This window comes from Saccharothrix sp. NPDC042600, from assembly GCF_040647305.1.
GTDB lineage: Bacteria > Actinomycetota > Actinomycetes > Mycobacteriales > Pseudonocardiaceae > Actinosynnema > Actinosynnema mutabilis.
This window is the reverse complement of the sequence record NZ_JBEZBW010000084.1, coordinates 1-16,034: the sequence shown is the minus strand read 5'-3', so window position 1 is coordinate 16,034 and position 16,034 is coordinate 1. Positions and strand designations below refer to the sequence as shown.

The window sequence follows — 16,034 nt, the reverse complement described above, 5'->3', positions numbered from 1 at the left end:
TTCCACGACCGCTACCAGCGGATTTGGTCTGGAGCGGGGAGTGGGGCGAGAAAGTTGGGCGGCTCGTTGAACCGGACCGGGCCGGGGTCCGTGTCCCTGGCAACCGGAGGACCGTCGGGACTCGGCCGCGGGACCGGGGCGACGAGAGGAGCGGGTGGATGGCGGCTTTGTGGTCCCGGAGACGGGAGACCGCGGCCGACGAGGCGCTGGTCCGCGCCCTCTACGAGGAGCACGGGCGGGCGTTGTTGGCCTACGCCACGCGCCTCACCGGGGACCGGGCCGCCGCCGAGGACGTCGTGCAGGAGACGCTGGTCCGCGCCTGGCGCCACCCCGACGCCCTGGTCAACGGCAAGGGCTCGGTGCGGGGTTGGCTGCTCACCGTCGCCCGCAACATCGTCACCGACCGCGTCCGCGCCCGCGCCGCCCGGCCCCAGGAGGTCGCGGAGACACCCGCCGCGCCACCCGTCCAGCGCGACCACGCCGACTCCGTGGTGGACTCGGTCGTGGTGCTGGAGGCCCTGGACCGGCTGTCCTCGGACCACCGCGACGTGCTGCTGGAGATCTACTTCCGCGGCCGGAGCGTGACCGAGGCGGCGGCGGCCCTCAACATCCCGCCGGGCACGGTCAAATCGAGATCGCACTACGCGCTCAAAGCGCTCAGGGAAACGTTCACCGGACAACAGGTCGCGTTGAAGGGGGTGGCCGGATGACCACGAACCACGATCCACACCCGCTGGGCGCCTACGTGCTGGGTGTCCTGGAGGAGCGGGAGGCGCGCGCCGTGGAGGAGCACCTGGCGGCCTGCCCGACGTGCCGCGCCGAGTTGGCCGAACTGCGCGAGGTGGAGGAGGCGCTGGGCGACGTGCCCCCCGAGGCTCTGCTGGACGGTCCCCCCGACGGCGGCGACCTGCTGTTGCAACGCACCCTGCGGCAGGTCCGCAGCGAGCGGGACTCGCGCGCCCGGCGTCGGCGCGTCGGAGTCGGACTGGCCGCCGCGGCGGTCGTCGCGGTCGTGCTGGGTGGCGGGTTCGCGGTCGGTCGCGGCACCGCGCCCACCGACCAGGCCATCCAGACCACGACCCCCACCCCCGACACCGGCGCCAGGGTCGCCACGGCGACGGACCCGGGCACCGGCGCGCGGATGACCGTCAAGGTCAAGCCGGCCGCCGGCTGGGTGCGGGTGAACGCCTCCGTCGCGGGCATCGCGAAGAACCAGCGGTGCAGGCTGGTGGTCGTCGCCAAGGACGGGTCCCGCCAGGAGGCCGGGAGCTGGCTGGTGTCGGCGCTGGGCGAGAAGGAGGGCACGAACCTCGACGGGTCGGCCCTGATCGCGCCGGACGACGTGGCGGCCGTGGAGGTCAGCACCTTCGACGGGGAACGGCTGGTCACCGTGCCGCTGTGAGGAGGGGAGCGGGCCCCGCCCGTGCGCGGGCGGGGCCCGCCGGATCACGGCGTGAGCACGACCTTGCCCGTGGTCCGCCGCCCCTCCAGCGCCGCGTGCGCGTCGGCGGCGTCCGCCAACCCGAACACCGTGGTGAGCGGCTTCCACCGGCCCTCGGCCAGCGCCTGCAACGACAACGTCTCCAGTTCGCGCAGGTTCGTGCCCTTCATCAGCCGCGGCCCGACCGCGACCGACGCCGTCAGCCCCCGCTGGTACAGGTCGAGCGTCTCGATCCGGGTCGGCTCGCCCGCCGACCAGCCGAACAGGATCGTCCGCCCGCCGATCCCCAGCAGCTCCAGCGCCTGCCGCCCCGGCGCGCCGCCGACGCCGTCCAGCGCGACCGTGGCCTCCCCGACCTCGGCCCGCACGGCGTCCGGCCAGTCCGGCTGCGTGTAGTCCACGACGTGGTCCGCCCCCAGCCGCCGGACCAGGTCGAGCTTGGCCGTGCTCGCGAGCCCCACCACGGTCGCGCCGACCGCCTTCGCCTCCTGCACGAACAACGCCCCCAGCCCGCCGGCCGCCGCCGTGACCAGCACGACGTCGTCCTTCTCCAGTCGCGCGATCCGCAGGACGCCGACCGCCGTGCGCCCGGTGCCGATCATCGCGACGGCGTCCTCGTACCGCACGTGCTCGGGCAGCTCGTGCAGCGAGGCCGCGTTCGCCACGGCCAGCTCCGCGTACCCGCCGCTGGTCTGCCCGAGGTGCGCGACGACCCGCTTGCCCACCCACGCCGGATCGACCTCCGCGCCGATCCGGGTGATCGTGCCCGCGACCTCCCGTCCCGGCGTCATGGGCAGCTCGGGCACCGGCCACGGCCCGCCCGCCTCGCCGCGCCGGATCGAGGTGTCCAGCAGGTGCACGCCCGCGGCGGCCACGTCGACGAGCACCTGCCCCTCGCCGGGCGTCGGGTCGGCGACTCGCTCGTACCGCAACACGTCCGGCGAGCCGAACTCGTACTGGCGGATGGCGCGCATGTGGGTGTTCCCCCTCCTCGGTCTGGTTCGACCACCGTAGAAGTTCGAGTTAACTGGAGGTCAACCTTCGCGCACCCCCGCGCGTCCTCGATCACATGGGGAACTTCGACCACAACGCGCACTACCACCCGCTGCTGCTGGCCCAGGTCCCGCCGGGCGCGCGCACCGCCCTAGACGTGGGCTGCGGCAACGGTCGGTTCGCCCGCCAACTCGCCGCCCGCGGCCTCCGCGTGACCGGGGTGGACAAGGCGGTCGAGGCGGTCGTGCCCGGGGTCGAGGTCCGCCGGGCCGACGCCGTCGTGGACGACCTGGGCGGGCCGTACGACTTCGTCTCGTGCATCGCCGCCCTGCACCACATGCCGTTCACCACGGCCATCACGCGCCTGCGGGACGCCGTCGCGCCCGGCGGCGTGCTCGCCGTCCTCGGCCTGGCCAAGGAGAAGACCGCGTGGGACTGGGTGGTCAGCCTGGCCTCCGTCCCCGCCGACCTCGCCCGGAAGGCCGTCGTGGACGACCCCGTCGACACCGCTCCGGTCCGCGACTGGCACATGTCCGTGGACGAGGTCAAAGCCGGCGTGGCGGACCTCCTGCCCGGCGCGCGCGTCCGCCGCCACCTGTACTGGCGCTACTCCCTGGTGTGGCGCGAACGCGCCGCCGGGACCGCCTTCGACCAGCACTAATTCCTTTGACCGCAAGCCCTTCCGCTTGTCATAGTCGTTCTTGTCGATGTGGACCGCGCGGCATCCGCGCGGCGGCGCCCCGGTCCTAATGGGGTGGGCCGGGTTTCCACGACAACCCCGACACGGCGGGGTGGACTCCTGTCCGGCGGGGAGCGGGTCCGTGTGCCCGCTCCCGACCCGGGCCGGGTTTGCGGTGGGTGACCGGGGGGTAGCCGTGGGATCGTCCGGAGCCCGGAAGGCGGGCTCTCGCGGACCCTCACGGGAGGGCGTGATGACCCACTCGACCGTCGGTCGTGTCAAGGTCGCGGGCCTCCAGCCCGCCCAGGTGCTGGCAGGTCTGCTCGGCCTGTTCTTCCTCGTCGCAGGTGTGGCGGGGTTCGTGCGCACCGGGTTCGGTGACTTCGCGGGCGATCAGCACGCGATGCTGTTCGGCTTCGCGGTCAACCCCCTGCACAACGTCGTCCACCTGGCGTTCGGTGTGCTCGGTCTGCTGATGGCCACGGGTTCCGGCCTGGCGCGGTTGTACGGCTGGATCGTGTTCCTGGTCTACGGCGTGGTGCTGGTCTGGGGCCTGATGCTGGCCGGCCTGGTGGTCAACCCGGTCGAGCGGCTGGGCAACCCGTTGGCGCTCAACACCAACGACAACTGGCTGCACCTCGGCCTGGCCCTGGTCGGCGTGCTGATCGCGGTCATGCCGGCGCGGCGCAAGGTGGTCGTGCCGGAGCAGGAGGTCGAGCCGGTGGACACCACCGTGCGCGACCACAGCATCCGCGACGACAGCGTCCACGACCGGGACATGCCGACCCAGCGCGACCGCGACCTGACCCACGACGAAGAACTGCGCGACCGTCCCCACGACAAGCGCATCGAGTCCGTGGACCCCACCGTGTCCCCGCGGCCGGTCCAACCGATCGACCCGGCGGTGGCCGAGCAGCACAAGGCGCGGCACTACCGCTGACCCACCTCGGCGAACGGGGCACTGTCCACACCGGACAGTGCCCCGTTCCGCGTCACGCCGCCGAGTCGAGCCGGACCACCTGCTCGTCGGCCAGCTCCAACGCCACCCCGCCCAACGACTCCTCCAGCTGGGCGACCGAGGACACCCCCACCAGCGGCACGATCCCCTTGCACAGCAACCAGGCCAGCACGACCTGGTTCACCGTCGCCCCCGACTCGGCGGCGACCTCCCCCAGCACGGTCAACCGCCGGGCGTTGCCGACGTGGTCGTACGCCTCGCCCAGCGGCTTGTCCCGGTAAGCCCCGGACAACAGCGTCGAGTACGCCACCAGCCCGACGTCCCCTTCGGTGCGCGCGTAGTCGAACAGCTCCTCGGTCATGTGCACGTGCCCCGACTCGGGCAGCTCCACCCCGGGCCGCGGCAGGAGGTAGCTGTACCGCTGCTGCACGGCGGTGTAGAGCGGCCAGCCCTCCCGCCGCGACACCGCCCGCGCCCGCTCCAACCGCCACGTGGCGTGGTTGCTCGCCCCGATCTCCCGCACGACCCCGCGCTCGACCAGCGAGGCGAACGCCCCCAGCGTGTCCTCCAGCGGCACCGACCGGTCCTCGATGTGGCTGTAGTAGAGGTCGATCCGGTCGGTGCCCAGCCGCTTCAGGCTGCCCTCGGCGGCGGCCAGGACGGTCTCGCCGGCCAACCCCTCCGCGTCCTCCAGCCCCGCCCCGGGCGTCCGGGGCCGGGCGCCCATCTTCGTCGCGACGACCAGGTCGTCCCGGTTGCCCCGGGCGGCCAGCCACCGCCCGACGGTCTCCTCGCTCTCGTCCCCCGTGCCGCCGTCCCAGAACACGTAGTTGTTGGCCGTGTCCAGGAATGTGCCCCCGGCCTCGACGTACCGGTCGAGGATGGCGAACGAGGTCTTTTCGTCCACGTACTTGCCGAACGGCAGCGTGCCCAGGCACAGGGCGCTGACCTCAAGGGATCCGATCCGCACTCGCTCCATGCCGCACAGCCTGGGTGCTGGAGCGCGCTCCAGGTCAACCCCCGGTCCGCCGACGGCCCGTGCCTGGCATGCTGGAACCGATGTCAACACTCGCGAAGTGGGCGCCCGCCGTGCTGGCCCTGGTCCTGGTGGCCAGTCCCGGTGTGTGGCGGATCAGCCGGAACACCATCACCATCGCCCACGAGGGCGGGCACGCCCTGGTGGCCCTGCTCACCGGCCGCCGCCTGGAAGGCATCAAGCTCAACGCCGACACCTCGGGCGTCACCGTCTCCCGGGGCAAGCCGACCGGGATCGCGGTCGTGCTCATGTACTTCGCCGGGTACGTCACCCCGTCGCTGCTCGGGCTGGGCGCGGCGCTGCTGGTGACCACGGACAACGTCCGGCCGCTGCTGTGGGCGACCGTCGTGCTGCTGGCCGCGATGCTGATCATGATCCGGAACCTGTTCGGCGTGCTGTCCGTGGTCGCCACCGGGGCGGTCATGTTCGTCGTCTCCTGGTACGCGACCGCGGAGTGGCAGGCCGCCTTCGCGCTGTTCGTGACCTGGTTCCTGCTGCTCGGCGGCGTGCGGCCGGTGGGGGAGCTGCAGGGCCGCCGGCTGCGCGGGCGCGCGCCCAACTCCGACGCGGACATGCTGGCGCGGATCACGCGGGTGCCCGGCCTGGTGTGGGTGGCGCTGTTCGCCGTGGTCACGATCGGTTGCCTGCTGCTGGGCGGGCGGCTGCTCCTGCCGCTCTAAATCCCCCGACCCCGGGTACCCGACGCGTGAGTCGAGTCCGAGGAGGGGTTTCCCATGCAGGTCGCCGACTACGTGCTGCAACGCCTGCGGGAGTGGGGGGTCGAGCACGTCTTCGCCTACCCGGGTGACGGCATCAACGGCCTGGTCGCCGCGTTCGGCCGGGCGGACAACGTGCCGAAGTTCGTCCAGGCGCGGCACGAGGAGATGTCGGCGCTGCAGGCCGTCGGCTACGCCAAGTTCTCCGGCCGGGTCGGGGTGTGCCTCGCGACCTCCGGCCCCGGCGCGATCCACCTGCTCAACGGCCTCTACGACGCCAAACTCGACCACGTCCCGGTCGTCGCCATCGTCGGCCAGACCGCCCGCACCGCGCTGGGCGGCAGCTACCAGCAGGAAGTGGACCTCCACTCGCTGTTCAAGGACGTGGCCTCGGAGTACCTGGTGGACGTCACCGTCCCCGAGCAGCTCCCGAACGCCCTGGACCGCGCCATCCGCACGGCCGAGGCCGAGCGCGCGCCCACCGCGTTGATCATCCCGGCGGACGTCCAGGAACTGGCCTACAGCGCGCCCGAGCACGCGTTCAAGCACGTCCCGTCCAGCCCGCCGAGCCACTCGTGGCACACCTCCGTGCCGCCCCGGGCCGAGGTCAACCGGGCCGCCGAGGTGCTCAACGCCGGCGAGAAGGTCGCCATCCTGGTCGGCCAGGGCGCGCGCGACGCCGCCGACGAGGTGCACGAGGTCGCGGAGCTGCTCGGCGCGGGCGTGGCCAAAGCGTTGCTGGGCAAGGACGTCCTACCCGACGACCGGTCCTACGTGACCGGTGCGATCGGACTGCTCGGCACCCGCCCCAGCTACGAGCTGATGCGCGACTGCGACACCCTGCTCATCGTCGGCTCCAGCTTCCCGTACTCGCAGTTCCTGCCCGAGTTCGGCAAGGCGCGCGGCGTGCAGATCGACGCCGACGGCCGGCTGATCGGCATGAGGTACCCCACCGAGGTGAACCTCGTCGGCGACGCCAAGTCCACGCTGCGCGCCCTCCTGCCCGCCCTGCGCCGCAAGCAGGGCTGGCGGGCGACCATCGAGCGGAACGTCGCCGACTGGTGGGACGCGCTGCGCGCCCAGGCGTTCGAGGACGCCGACCCGGTCAACCCGATGCGCATCGCGTGGGAGCTGTCCGAACGCCTCCCCGAGGACGCGATCGTCACCGCGGACTCCGGGTCGGCGGCCAACTGGTACGCCCGCCTGGTCCGGCTGCGCGGTCGCATGCGCGGCTCGCTGTCGGGCACGCTGGCCACGATGGGCGCGGGCGTCCCGTACGCGATCGGGGCGAAGTTCGCCCACCCGGACCGGCCCGTGGTGGCGCTGGTCGGGGACGGGGCCATGCAGATGAACGGCCTGGCCGAGCTGATCACCCTGGCCCGCTACCACCGGGAGTGGCCGGACCGGCGCTGCGTGGTGTGCGTGCTGCACAACAACGACCTGAACCAGGTGACCTGGGAGCTGCGCGCGATGGGAGGCGCGCCCAAGTTCGAGGAGTCGCAGACCCTGCCCGACGTCGACTACGCGGCGTTCGCGCGGTCGGTCGGGCTGGTCGGGGTCAACGTGGACGCCCCCGACGACCTCGGCGCGGCGTGGGACGAGGTGCTCGGCGCGGACCGGCCGGCCGTGCTGGACGTGCGCTGCGACCCGAACGTGCCGCCGATCCCGCCGCACGCGTCCTTCGACCAGGTGAAGAACACGGCCGAAGCCCTGCTCAGGGGTGACCCGGACGCGTGGTCCGTGGTCACCAAGGGGGTGCGCACCAAGGTTCAGGAGTTCCTGCACGGGTAACCGCGACACATGGTGAGCATCGGTTACTTCCTCTCCAGCGAGGAGCACGGGCCGCGCGACCTGGTCCGGCAGGCGCGGTGGGCCCAGGACGCCGGGTTCGAGCGGCTGTGGATCTCCGACCACTACCACCCGTGGAACGACGAGCAGGGCCAGAGCCCGTTCGTGTGGTCGGTCATCGGCGCGCTGTCCGAGGCGACCACGCTGCCCATCACCACGGCGGTGACGTGCCCCACGCTGCGCATCCACCCGGCCGTCATCGCGCAGGCCGCCGCGACCGCGGCCGTGCAGTGCGAGGGCCGGTTCGTGCTCGGCGTCGGGTCCGGTGAGGCCCTCAACGAGCACATCCTCGGCGACCCGTGGCCGGCGGCGTCGGTGCGGCTGGAGATGCTGGAGGAGGCCGTCGAGGTCATCCGCAAGCTGCACACCGGCGAGGACGTCGAGCACCGCGGGAAGCACTACACGGTCGAGAACGCGCGCATCTACACGTTGCCCGACCAGCCGGTGCCGATCTACGTGTCGGCGTTCGGGCCGAAGGCGGCGCAGCTCGCGGGCCGCATCGGCGACGGCTTCTGCAGCACCATCCCGGACGCGGAGCTGGTCAAGCGGTTCCACGAGACCGGCGGCCACGGCAAACCCGCGCAGGCCGGGTTCAAGGTCTGCCACGCGGCGACCGTGGACGACGCGATGGAAACGGCGTTCCGGCTGTGGCCCAACGAGCAGCTGCCGGGCGAGCTGGCGCAGGTGCTGCCGTCGCCCAAGCACTTCGAGCAGGCCTCGACGCTGGTCACCAAGGACATGGTGGCGTCGTCCCTGCCGTTGGGCCCGGATCCGGAGAGCTACGTCTCGGCCGTGCGCGAGTACGCCGACGCCGGCTACGACGAGGTCTACGTGTCCCAGATCGGACCGGACCAGGAGGCGTTCTTCACCTTCTGGGCCACCGAGGTCGCGCCCCGACTACCGGGGTAACCCGATTCGGGGGCAACACGTTTGTCGGCCCCGCCGCGCGGGGTACGCCTTGATCAGCACCTGAACGACTCCACCGCAGGGGGTTTCGCCCGATGACCAGCACCGCGCGCCTGCCCAAGCCCGTGACCGAGGTCTGGGACTGGCAGAAGGAAGGCCTGTGCCGGGGCCGAGACAGCGCCGTCTTCTTCCACCCGGACAACGAACGAGGAACCGCCCGCATGGCCCGGGAGGAGAAGGCGAAGCAGTTGTGCCGCGTCTGCCCGGTGCTCATGCAGTGCCGCGAACACGCCCTGGCCGTCCAGGAGCCCTACGGGGTGTGGGGCGGCATGGGCGAGGACGAACGCCGCCGCCTGATCGCCGAAGCCCGCCGCCGAGCAGCTTGAGGCCGACTCGGCGGCGGTGTCGCGTCCGCCGAGCCGACCCAACCGCTGGACCCCTGCGCGAGACGCCGCCGATTTGCCCCCGGCGGCGTTTCGCATGTGGACAGTGCCCCGCCGACCGCCACGCCCGCCTCTGTCGTACCCCGATGCGAAAATGGACACCGGGGGCCGGAGGCCGCACCTCGCCACAAAACGCCGAGCCGCCGAGCGCCGCTGGGCCAAGCACCGCCCGTGCCGCCAAGCCGCCCGCCCCGCCCGCCCCGCCAAGCCATCCGCGCCCGCCCCGCCGGAGCCGCCCGTGCCCGCCCCCCGCCGGAGCCGCCCGTGTCGTGCCGAGCCGCGGTGCCGTCAGGCCGTTCCCGCGAACCGCCCGCCGGGCCCCGCACAAGCGAAAGCCCGCCGATCCACGACCGGCGGGCCTCCTCGTGCGCACCTCACTCCGTCAAACCCTCGCGCAACTGCCGCAGCGTCTTGGCCAGCAGCCGCGACACGTGCATCTGCGAGATCCCCACCTTCTGCGCGATCTGCGTCTGCGTCATGTTCCCGAAGAACCGCATCACCACGATCTTCCGCTCCCGCTCCGGCAGCTTCTCCAGCAGCGGGTGCAGGGCCTCGCGCTGCTCGATCGCCTCCAGCTCCGGGTCCTCCTCGCCCAGCGTCGAGCCCAGCGAGATGGAGCTGTCGTCGGCCACGAGCAGGTCGTCCAGCGACGCGCTGTGGTAGGCGTTGCCCGCCGCCAGGCCCTCGTGGATCTCCTCGCGGGTCAGGCCCAGGTGTTCGGCCAGCTCGGACGGGGTGGGCGCGCGGCCCAGCTGTTGGGACAGGCGGGCCGAGCCGGCGTTGATGGCCAGGTGCAGCTCCTTGAGCCGGCGCGGCATGCGCACCGACCAGCTGGAGTCGCGGAAGTACTTGCGGACCTCGCCCATGATCGTCGGCACCGCGAAGGACAGGAAGTCGCTGCCCCGCTCCGGGTCGAACCGGTCGACCGCGTTGATCAGGCCCACCGTCGCGACCTGCACCAGGTCGTCGTACGGCTCGCCGCGGTGTCCGAACCGCCGCGCGATGTGCTTGGCCACCGGCAGGTGCTCGGTGACCAGCTCGTCGCGCAGCCGCTCCCGCTCCGGGTCCCCCGCGGGCGTCGCGGCCAGCCTGGCGAACAGCGGCGCCAGGTGGTCGTAGTCCCCCTGCGTCCCCGAGCGCGTCGTGCCCCCGTCGGTACCCGTCACGCCGTCCCCACTGAACGCTTGACCAGGTCGATGTGGATCTCGTAGGCGTCCCCGCGCGGCTCGACCCAGGTGGTCACCGAGTCGACCAGCGCGCTGAGCACGCGCCAGCCGAAGCTGTCCCGGTCCGGCGGCGCCGACCGCTTCGAGCGCACCGCCGTGAACACCTGCACCGCGGGGCCCGCCACGACGAACCGGGCGCTGAGCACGGCGCTGGGCGCGGCGAGGGAGATGAGCGTCGAGCAGGCCTCGTCCACCGCCAGCTTCAGGTCCTCGATGGCGTCCAGGTCGTAGTCCTGGCGCATGGCGATGTCGGCCGCCACCGCCCGGACGATCGACAGCTGCGTGGGGTCGGCGGCCATCCGCAACTCCACCCCGGCCAAGGGGTCATCCGAATCGCCGCTCTGCGGCTCCGTGTGCGACACGCTCACCTCATCGTCCGTTTCTGTCTCGCCGGTGCTGAAGCTATCGGTACCCGAACTGATCCAACCTCACACGTGTAGTCCGCGCCGCCAGTGGGAAGACTGACAGGTGCGCGACGAGGAGGCCTGTTGACCGATCGACTCGCCGACCACCACTGGGGAGTGGAGATCCCGGCCGACGCCGGTCTTCTCTCCACCGTGCGCGTGCGGCTGGACGAGTGGCTGGTCGGCGTCGGACTGACCGAGGACGACCGGTACGACCTGCTGGTCGCGGTCAACGAGGCCGTCAGCAACGCCGTGGAGCACGCGTACGCGCCGGGGAGTGGCGGCAACGTGCGGGTGGCCGGCGAGGTGCACCCGGACGGCAGCGTGCACGTGGTCGTGTCCGACGACGGGACGTGGCGCGTGCCGCCGGTGGAGCTGTCCGACCGGGGCCGCGGCCTGCTGCTGATGCGGGAGAACGTGGACGAGGTGCAGGTGGACCGGTCGGCGACCGGCACCCGCGTGACGCTCGTCATGTCCGGCCGGCACACCACGAGGGGCACGTACGGCCGCTCCGCGCCCGAGGAGGTCACCGTCTCGGTGCACTCGGGCTGGGTGGAGGTGGTGGTCCGCGGCGACATCCCGGCACGCGCCGGGCCCGCCGTGCGCCGCCGGGTGCTGACCGCCGCGCGCGGCGGCGCCGTGCCGATCGTGGTGGACCTGCGCGAGCTGGGCGCCCGCCGCGAAGGGCTGGTCCGGGCGCTGCGGGCGGTGGTCGAGGCCGCCGCGGCGGCCGGCAACCGCGTGGTGGTCCGCGCGCCCGAGGACAGCCCGGTGCGCGCGGCCCTGGTCACGGCCGGTGTGGACCAGGTCGTGGACCTGGTGCCGCACGTCAGCGCGCCGACGCCCCGTCGTCCGCCGACACCGCCTCCGCCACCGATCCGTACACGCTGAACACGTCACCCAGTCCGGTGGCGGCCAGCGGCCGGGTGACCGCGCGCGCCACGGCGACCACGCGGAACGCCGTGCCGCGCCGCTTGGCGTGCTGCGACGCCTCGACCAGCACGGCCAGGCCGGCCGAGCCGAGGAAGCTCACGCCGGTCATGTCCAGCACAAGCGCCCGGGGGGCCTCGTCGATGCGCCCGAGCACGTCGGCGCGCAGGTCGGGCGCGGTGAGCATGTCGATCTCCCCGGTGGCGGTCACCACCGCCACGCCGTCGGCCGCCTGCCCCGCCGGGGCGGCGGCGGTGGCGGACGCGGCTCCGCTCGTCGCCACGACGTTCGGATCCTGAACCGTCACGAGGGACTCCTCTTCAAGGTCTTGCTGGAAGGAGGGAAGCCCAGGCGTGCGGACGCGCCGAGCACCAGAAAACGCAGCGTTGCGGCACACGGGCCCGCTGGCCGGAGCTTCCCCGGCGCGGCTGTTGGCTCAACCGCTGCGCCACCCACCGTACGGAGACCCCACGGTCACCACAAGCGGTCGGATGGCGGCTTGATCAGTATCAGTGTAGAGGCGATGTCGGTGTACGGCGCGTGACGAACGGTGAGCGGTTTCACGGGGTACCGGCCGGCTATACCTCAGGGTAAGGGCGCTGCGCGACCCGGGTCGACTCGGCGACCGGGGACGTCCGACCGCCGAGAAGACCGGTAATTCGGGGGTGGCGGAGGTCACTGGTCGCGCAGAATCCTGTGCATGGGGATAACGCCGCGAAGGCCGCGAGCGACACCCCGGGTGGAGGGATCGACGATGAGCACCAGAACGGAAACCGAGTCCGAGCCCGCGAAGCGCAGGGCAGCGCGCGCCACGTCCGGGGGCGCGGGACCGCTGCCGACCGCTCCGTGCAGCGTGGTCTGGAGCAAGGGCCACGCCTACGTGCTCGAAGGTTTCCGCGCTCGCTGGGTGGGCGTCGACGACCGCGGTCGTCCCCGTGCCCTCAGCGGTGAGCAGCTACAACGCCAGGGCTGGACCCGCACCCGCGCGAACTGACCCGCGCGGGCCGACCACTCGGACTCCGCCGGTCGACCCGGTCCCCCTGTCCGAGGCCCGGCTCTTCAGCGGCCCGTCGCCGCCCCCGTCCCCCCGCAGCACCCACCCGCGGTTCCGGCTGCCCGGAATCCGTCTGGCGGGTCTGCCGGAATCAACCCGAAGTGCGGTTTCGGCTGCCCGGAAACAGGCGTCGAGCCCGGGTGGAGCGGCGGTGGAGCGGTGCTCGAATTCCGGTTGACGCGGGCCGGCGCCGCCCGCCCGCGAAAACCCGCGACCGAGCCGCACGGCACGGCCACCGGATTCCTTTTCCCGCATTCACCGCATCACGCTCAGTGACCACTTCGCCCGGTCGTGCCGGTGCCGGCGGTGGACGGCCGCGCGCGGCTCTACAGTTTGCGGTTGTGTCGCGAGATCCCGCCGACCGGTGGCTGACCATCCCCAACGCGCTGAGCGTGTTGCGGCTGCTCGGCGTGCCGCTGTTCCTCTACCTGCTGCTCGGGCCCCAGGAGGACGGCTGGGCGCTGGTGGTGCTGGTCGCGGCGGGCCTGTCGGACTGGCTGGACGGCAAGGTCGCGCGCTGGCTCAACCAGATGAGCAGGCTCGGCGCGCTGCTGGACCCGGCCGCCGACCGGCTCTACATCCTGGCCACGCTGGTGGCGTTCGTCGTGCGCGACATCGTCCCCTGGTGGGTGGCGGCCGTGCTGGTGGGGCGCGAGCTGGTGGTCGGCGCGTGCCTGCCGGTGCTGCGGCTGCGCGGCTACGGCCCGTTCGAGGTCACCTACCTGGGTAAAGGTGCCACGTTCAACCTGCTCTACGCCTTCCCGATGCTCCTGCTCGCCCAGGGCACCTCCACCGCGGCCCAGGTCGCCCGACCGGTGGCCTACGCGTTCATGGTGTGGGGCGGGGCGCTGTACCTGTGGTCCGGAGCCCTGTACGTCTACCAGTTCTTCCTCGCGCTGCGCAGGCGGCCGGGGGTCGCGCCGGTCTGAACCGGTCGTGGGAAGATCCGGCAGCGAAGATCCACCGTCATGAAGGAGCGCACCGCGGTGATTCCCGAGGAGCTCAAGTACACCGAGGAACATGAGTGGGTGCTGCGCACCGGTGAGGACACCGTGCGCGTGGGCATCACCGACTACGCCCAGGAGCAGCTCGGCGAGGTCGTGTTCGTCCAGCTCCCGGAACTGGGCGAGCAGGTCGACGCGGGTCAGACGCTCGGCGAGGTCGAGTCCACCAAGAGCGTCTCCGACATCTACGCGCCGCTGGCGGGCGAGGTCGTCGCGCGCAACGACTCGCTGGACCAGCAGCCCGAGCTGATCAACTCCGACCCGTACGGCGAGGGGTGGATCGTGGAGCTGAGGCTGGGCGACCCGGGCGCGGTGGACGGCCTGCTCGACGCGGCGGCGTACCAGGAGATTGCGGAGCAGGGGTGACGTCGATCTTCCGGCGGCTCTTCGGTCGGTGGGGGAGCCGCTCCTCAGACCAGGGTTCGGGCACGATAGGTTCTCAAGGACGAGACGGTTCCAGCAGCAGGAGGAGAGCTCAGGTGAGCACGAACGACGGGCCAGGCGTTCCGCCGGAGCAGTCCCCGGAGCGGACCTCCGTTTTCCGGGCCGACTTCCTCGCCGAGGTCGAGGGCGCCGAGGCGCCCGCCCAGGAGCCGGCCGTCGCCGGCGTCGACGCACTGCCCGCCGGGTCGGCCCTGCTGGTGGTCAAGCGTGGTCCGAACGCGGGTTCCCGGTTCCTGCTCGACCGCGACACGACCAGCGCGGGACGGCACCCGGACAGCGACATCTTCCTCGACGACGTGACGGTCTCCCGCCGGCACGCCGAGTTCCGCCGCGAGGGCGGCGAGTTCGTGGTGATCGACGTGGGCAGCCTCAACGGCACCTACGTCAACCGCGAGCCGGTCGACCAGGCGGTGCTCGCCAACGGCGACGAGGTGCAGATCGGCAAGTTCCGCCTCGTGTTCCTGACCGGTCCGGGCGCCGGGGGTCAGGGGGCGCAGTGACGGCGGCGGCCGGGCGGCCACAGCGCGGGGGGTTGAGCATCGGCGCGGTGCTCGCGCAGCTCCGGACGGAGTTCCCCGACGTCACGATCTCCAAGATCCGCTTCCTGGAGTCGGAGGGCCTGGTCCGCCCGGCACGCACCGCCGCGGGGTACCGCCAGTTCACCACGGCCGACGTCGAGCGGCTGCGCTTCGTGCTGGCCGCCCAACGCGACCGCTACCTGCCGCTGAAGGTCATCAAGGAGCAGTTGGACGCGGCGGACTCCTCGGCGCGGGTGCTGCGCGCGGTCGAGGACGGCCCCGTCGCGCCGCAGCGCATGAGCCGCGACGAACTGCTGGCGCGCTCGGGCCTGGACGCGGCGGCGTTGGCCGAGTTGGAGCAGCACGGCCTGATCCGTCCGGGTGGCTACGACCAGGACGCGCTCCAGGTGGCGACGACCGTGCGCGAACTGGCCCAGTACGGCCTGGAACCCCGTCACCTGCGCCCGTTCCGCGCGGCGGCGGACCGCGAGGTGGCGCTGGTGGAGCAGGTCGTCCTGGCGCGGCAGCGCGACCCGAGGTCGCGGGGCCGAAATGACGAAGTCGTGCGCGAGTTGGCGGCGCTCTCCGTAACGCTGCACACACTCTTGGTGAAAATCGGCCTGCGCGACGTGCCCGGTGGCGGCGTTCCGCCCAGGTAGAGCCGTTTCCGCATCGTGATCCGCATTTTCGGAGCGGTTGCGCACAAGGCCCGCTTGGCGGGTAGCGTCGGAGGGGTACGTGGGGGATCCTCGTGGTAGCGGGGACGCCAGGATTTCAGCGCGCTGAGGGAGGCGAGACCCGATGAGCGAGATGCGCGTCGTGGGCGTGCGGGTGGAACTGCCCGCCAACCAGCCGATCCTGTTGCTGCGCGAAACCGAGGGCGAGCGCTACCTGCCGATCTGGATCGGCTCGGTGGAGGCGACCGCGATCGCGCTGGAGCAGCAGGGCGTCCGGCCCGCGCGGCCGTTGACGCACGACCTGTTGAAGGACGTCATCGGCGCTCTGGGCCGGCAGTTGGAGCAGGTGCGGATCACCGACCTGCAGGAGGGCACGTACTTCGCGGAACTCGTGTTCGACGGCGACGTGCGCGTGTCGGCGCGGCCGAGCGACTCGGTGGCCCTGGCCCTGCGCATCGGCGTGCCGATCCACGCGGAGGAGTCGGTGCTGGCCGAGGCGGGGCTGATCATCCCGGACGAGCAGGAGGACGAGGTCGAGAAGTTCCGGGAGTTCCTGGACTCGGTCTCGCCGGAGGACTTCCGCGGCGCGGACACCTGAGCAGTGGTTCTTGCGGTCGGGCCCGGGACGGCGGTTGCGTCCCGGGCCCGATTGCTTGCTGTCCCTTGGCGGCGAACTCGCTCGCGGCGGCGGTCGGGCGGCGGCGGTCGCGGGCGATCGCGGGCGGGGGGACGCGGGCGGGGGCGACGCGGGCGGGGC

At 72.4% G+C, this 16,034-nt stretch carries 20 protein-coding genes; 15 read left to right on the top strand and 5 right to left on the bottom strand.

From position 1 onward, the window contains the following. Window positions 1-158 precede the first annotated feature (158 nt). Together AB0A74_RS33110 and AB0A74_RS33105 are read left to right on the top strand one after the other, a co-directional pair. A complete protein-coding gene (locus AB0A74_RS33110; RefSeq protein WP_358255725.1) occupies window positions 159-710 on the top strand; it encodes a sigma-70 family RNA polymerase sigma factor in 552 nt (183 codons plus the stop codon). Next, window positions 707-1,402 carry a zf-HC2 domain-containing protein gene (locus tag AB0A74_RS33105; protein WP_358255724.1) on the top strand — a complete coding sequence of 232 codons (696 nt, stop codon included), beginning with the start codon at window positions 707-709 and terminating at the stop codon, window positions 1,400-1,402. The genes AB0A74_RS33110 and AB0A74_RS33105 overlap by 4 nt, the downstream gene beginning before the upstream one ends. 44 nt (window positions 1,403-1,446) lie before the next feature. Here the strand turns inward: AB0A74_RS33105 and AB0A74_RS33100 are convergent, their stop codons facing one another. Further along, window positions 1,447-2,415 (bottom strand): zinc-binding dehydrogenase, encoded by a 969-nt coding sequence (locus AB0A74_RS33100; protein WP_358255722.1) that lies wholly within the window; start codon window positions 2,413-2,415, stop codon window positions 1,447-1,449. A gap of 95 nt (window positions 2,416-2,510) precedes the next feature. On the opposite strand from AB0A74_RS33100, the gene AB0A74_RS33095 reads away from it, so the two are divergent. Together AB0A74_RS33095 and AB0A74_RS33090 are read left to right on the top strand one after the other, a co-directional pair. Next, window positions 2,511-3,095, top strand: a complete 585-nt coding sequence (locus AB0A74_RS33095) for a class I SAM-dependent methyltransferase (protein WP_358255720.1) — start codon at window positions 2,511-2,513, stop codon at window positions 3,093-3,095. A gap of 271 nt (window positions 3,096-3,366) precedes the next feature. Beyond that, window positions 3,367-4,053: a DUF4383 domain-containing protein gene (locus AB0A74_RS33090; RefSeq protein WP_358255718.1), complete on the top strand. Its 687-nt coding sequence runs from the start codon at window positions 3,367-3,369 to the stop codon at window positions 4,051-4,053. Between the two features lie 52 nt (window positions 4,054-4,105). On the opposite strand, the gene AB0A74_RS33085 is transcribed toward AB0A74_RS33090, so the two are convergent. Then, entirely contained in the window at window positions 4,106-5,050 is a 945-nt protein-coding gene (locus AB0A74_RS33085) for an aldo/keto reductase (RefSeq protein WP_358255716.1), read from the bottom strand. An 80-nt stretch (window positions 5,051-5,130) separates the two neighbouring features. On the opposite strand from AB0A74_RS33085, the gene AB0A74_RS33080 reads away from it, so the two are divergent. From AB0A74_RS33080 to AB0A74_RS33065, 4 genes are all read left to right on the top strand, one after another. Continuing rightward, window positions 5,131-5,787 carry a M50 family metallopeptidase gene (locus AB0A74_RS33080; protein WP_358255715.1) on the top strand — a complete coding sequence of 219 codons (657 nt, stop codon included), beginning with the start codon at window positions 5,131-5,133 and terminating at the stop codon, window positions 5,785-5,787. A gap of 54 nt (window positions 5,788-5,841) precedes the next feature. Further along, window positions 5,842-7,614 carry a thiamine pyrophosphate-requiring protein gene (locus tag AB0A74_RS33075; protein WP_358255714.1) on the top strand — a complete coding sequence of 591 codons (1,773 nt, stop codon included), beginning with the start codon at window positions 5,842-5,844 and terminating at the stop codon, window positions 7,612-7,614. 9 nt (window positions 7,615-7,623) lie between these two features. Beyond that, window positions 7,624-8,580 (top strand): TIGR03557 family F420-dependent LLM class oxidoreductase, encoded by a 957-nt coding sequence (locus tag AB0A74_RS33070; protein WP_358255712.1) that lies wholly within the window; start codon window positions 7,624-7,626, stop codon window positions 8,578-8,580. Between the two features lie 92 nt (window positions 8,581-8,672). Beyond that, window positions 8,673-8,963 carry a WhiB family transcriptional regulator gene (locus tag AB0A74_RS33065; RefSeq protein ID WP_358255710.1) on the top strand — a complete coding sequence of 97 codons (291 nt, stop codon included), beginning with the start codon at window positions 8,673-8,675 and terminating at the stop codon, window positions 8,961-8,963. Between the two features lie 431 nt (window positions 8,964-9,394). Here the strand turns inward: AB0A74_RS33065 and AB0A74_RS33060 are convergent, their stop codons facing one another. Continuing rightward, complete coding sequence (locus AB0A74_RS33060) at window positions 9,395-10,186, bottom strand: SigB/SigF/SigG family RNA polymerase sigma factor (RefSeq protein ID WP_358255708.1); 792 nt, start codon at window positions 10,184-10,186, stop codon at window positions 9,395-9,397. Further along, window positions 10,183-10,545, bottom strand: coding sequence for an ATP-binding protein (locus AB0A74_RS33055; protein WP_343934973.1), 363 nt, complete (start codon window positions 10,543-10,545; stop codon window positions 10,183-10,185). The genes AB0A74_RS33060 and AB0A74_RS33055 overlap by 4 nt, the downstream gene beginning before the upstream one ends. Window positions 10,546-10,734: 189 nt before the next feature. On the opposite strand from AB0A74_RS33055, the gene AB0A74_RS33050 reads away from it, so the two are divergent. Beyond that, window positions 10,735-11,541, top strand: coding sequence for an ATP-binding protein (locus tag AB0A74_RS33050; protein ID WP_358255706.1), 807 nt, complete (start codon window positions 10,735-10,737; stop codon window positions 11,539-11,541). Here AB0A74_RS33050 and AB0A74_RS33045 read toward each other — a convergent pair. Continuing rightward, on the bottom strand, window positions 11,480-11,887 hold the full coding sequence (locus tag AB0A74_RS33045; RefSeq protein WP_358255704.1) for an STAS domain-containing protein: 408 nt from the start codon (window positions 11,885-11,887) through the stop codon (window positions 11,480-11,482). The two genes, AB0A74_RS33050 and AB0A74_RS33045, sit on opposite strands and share 62 nt — an antisense overlap. 447 nt (window positions 11,888-12,334) lie before the next feature. On the opposite strand from AB0A74_RS33045, the gene AB0A74_RS33040 reads away from it, so the two are divergent. The 6 genes from AB0A74_RS33040 (at window position 12,335) to AB0A74_RS33015 (ending at window position 15,875) form a co-directional block, all read left to right on the top strand. Further along, the gene (locus tag AB0A74_RS33040; RefSeq protein WP_358255702.1) at window positions 12,335-12,574 is read left to right on the top strand and encodes a hypothetical protein; all 240 of its coding nucleotides are present in this window, start codon (window positions 12,335-12,337) and stop codon (window positions 12,572-12,574) included. Window positions 12,575-12,975: 401 nt separating this feature from the next. After that, window positions 12,976-13,563 (top strand): CDP-alcohol phosphatidyltransferase family protein, encoded by a 588-nt coding sequence (locus tag AB0A74_RS33035; RefSeq protein WP_358255700.1) that lies wholly within the window; start codon window positions 12,976-12,978, stop codon window positions 13,561-13,563. A gap of 39 nt (window positions 13,564-13,602) precedes the next feature. Next, the gene (gcvH, locus tag AB0A74_RS33030) at window positions 13,603-14,004 is read left to right on the top strand and encodes a glycine cleavage system protein GcvH (protein ID WP_358255698.1); all 402 of its coding nucleotides are present in this window, start codon (window positions 13,603-13,605) and stop codon (window positions 14,002-14,004) included. A 113-nt stretch (window positions 14,005-14,117) separates the two neighbouring features. Next, the gene (garA, locus tag AB0A74_RS33025) at window positions 14,118-14,582 is read left to right on the top strand and encodes a glycogen accumulation regulator GarA (RefSeq protein WP_015103832.1); all 465 of its coding nucleotides are present in this window, start codon (window positions 14,118-14,120) and stop codon (window positions 14,580-14,582) included. A gap of 32 nt (window positions 14,583-14,614) precedes the next feature. Continuing rightward, window positions 14,615-15,259, top strand: a complete 645-nt coding sequence (locus AB0A74_RS33020) for a MerR family transcriptional regulator (RefSeq protein ID WP_358255696.1) — start codon at window positions 14,615-14,617, stop codon at window positions 15,257-15,259. A 142-nt stretch (window positions 15,260-15,401) separates the two neighbouring features. Beyond that, window positions 15,402-15,875: a bifunctional nuclease family protein gene (locus AB0A74_RS33015; RefSeq protein ID WP_033427967.1), complete on the top strand. Its 474-nt coding sequence runs from the start codon at window positions 15,402-15,404 to the stop codon at window positions 15,873-15,875. Window positions 15,876-16,034: the final 159 nt, after the last annotated feature.